Origin of the sequence: Halomonas sp. 25-S5, from assembly GCF_029889845.1 — a bacterium.
Taxonomy (GTDB): Bacteria; Pseudomonadota; Gammaproteobacteria; order Pseudomonadales; family Halomonadaceae; genus Halomonas.
Genome location: NZ_JARANV010000058.1, coordinates 1 through 1,911, shown reverse-complemented (window position 1 = coordinate 1,911; position 1,911 = coordinate 1). Strand labels below are relative to the sequence as shown.

Sequence of the window (1,911 nt, the reverse complement as noted above, 5' to 3'; positions counted from 1 at the left end):
GTGGCTATCCGGAGGAACCCTGGAACGCATGCAACCCGCGTTGCTGAATTTATTTCCTTTGACCGCACGACTATTGGCCTCGTCCTCGGCAGGCTGGAAGCAAAGGGACTAATCGTGCGTAAACCTGGCGTCACGGATAAACGTACCAAGTGTCTGTATCTTACTGCCGAAGGTGAAGCCACGATAGAGGGTGCCACGGCGGCAGTGTCACGCATCAACGAACGCATCCTCGGCGCGCTCTCAGTGGACCAGCGGCGACAGCTGCTTGAGTTGCTGGCGCTGCTTTCCGGCGAAGAAGAAGGCCAACTCAGCCAGGACAGCGTGCAGTCCGGCTCAAACATAAGAAGCCCAGAGGCGCGGACTATACCGGTTCCGCCAGCGAGCCCTGGCAGGAGAGCCTGCAGATGACAAGCGAATGAATAAATGAACAAATGAATAAAAGTATGGCTAAAGTGGCCGTGCTAAAACCCCAAAAGGAGAAACATGGTGCGCTTCTATAAATATAAAAAACAGACAACGAAAAGCAGGGCGCGATCGCTGCTCGGTGCTAAGCTAGATAGTGTGAGTTTCATTCACCAAAACCCTAAGCTTGGCAAGAATTTGCAAAGAAAGGAGAATAAACCAATGAAACGATTGCTAAGAACCCTGATCGCTGCCGGAGTTTTCGCTGGTTCCTTGGCCTCGGCGAGCGCAGCCGAGATAAACATGCGCCTCGCTACTATCGCGCCTCCGGGACATAACTGGGTGAAGGTTTCAGAGAAACTGAGCAAGCTTTTGGAACAGCACTCCGGTGGCGAAATCTCGCTCGACATTTTCCCGGCAGCTCAACTGGGTGACGAGGAGGGCACACTGCAGCAGATGCAATCTGGTCTGTTGGACATGGCGGTTGTTACAGTCGCAGGGCTGACGACGCGCGAACAGGCTTTCAATGGCTGGTTCACACCGTACCTCTTCTCTGACGTTGCGGATGCTGCCGCGGGCTCGCATACGGCTGCCGCCCAGGAGATGCTGAAGCGGTTGGAGCACTATGACCTAGTTGGGCTAGGCTACGTACAGGCAGGTATGCGAAATATTCTCACTCGTGATATTGCAGTTGATAAAATCGCCGATCTTAAGAATAAGAAAGTCCGGATCACCCCCTTCTCAGCTATGAAGGTGTGGTGGGATGGGGTTGGTGCCGTACCCACTCCGATGCCGATCTCTAACGTTTACCAGGGGTTGCAGAGCGGTGTAATCGACGCTATCGATATGGATATGGATGCAATAACCAGCTTGAACTTGCAGGCGGTGAGTAAATATCTAATTTTGACCAAGCATATGGCCTTTCCGGGTGCCATCCTCATTTCCAAGTCAAGCTGGAATCGTCTGAGTGAGAGGCAACGCGAGATTGTCACAGATTCAGTTGTTGAGGCAGTTGACTATGGTGTGAAGGATCAGATAGTAGCTGAGCAGAGAAATCTGGATAATCTCAGTAAGACGCTGACTGTCGAGCGTATCACCGAGGAAGCCTTCGCGGAGGCCAACAAGGAGTTCCATAAGAGCTTTTCAGGCAACCCTCTTATTACCTCGTTCCAGAAACAGGTTCAGAAACAGGAAGCCACCACGAACTAATCGTTCTCATAAGCAGTAAGTATCCCCTGGCAAAGCCGGTTAATGCCAGTCAGTTAACGCTGACTGGCTTTTCTCTTGGTGCGCCAAGCATGGCGCGCAGTATAGTGGACCCCATGGTCAAGACAGAATCTGTCTGGATTTAAGCTAATGCCTCGGCCATGTTCGCAGCTGCACAGCGCTGCCCTGTTTCCTGAATCCGTGAACCCGGCACCCAAAAACGCTCCTAACCCGCTGACCTGCATGGTAATATCGCCAAATCAGCCCTTCACCCGTAGCGTACCATGCCCAACATCCAGTTCC

The 1,911-nt window shown here is 52.4% G+C and carries 2 protein-coding genes; both read left to right on the top strand.

The window, feature by feature from the left end; all coding sequences use genetic code 11:
- Positions 1-408 (top strand): MarR family transcriptional regulator (locus OP498_RS18315; RefSeq protein WP_280554789.1); only part of this gene is annotated, 408 nt, incomplete at its 5' end.
- 75 nt (positions 409-483) lie between these two features.
- A complete protein-coding gene (locus tag OP498_RS18310; protein ID WP_280554788.1) occupies positions 484-1,611 on the top strand; it encodes a TRAP transporter substrate-binding protein in 1,128 nt (375 codons plus the stop codon).
- The last annotated feature ends 300 nt before the right edge of the window (positions 1,612-1,911 follow it).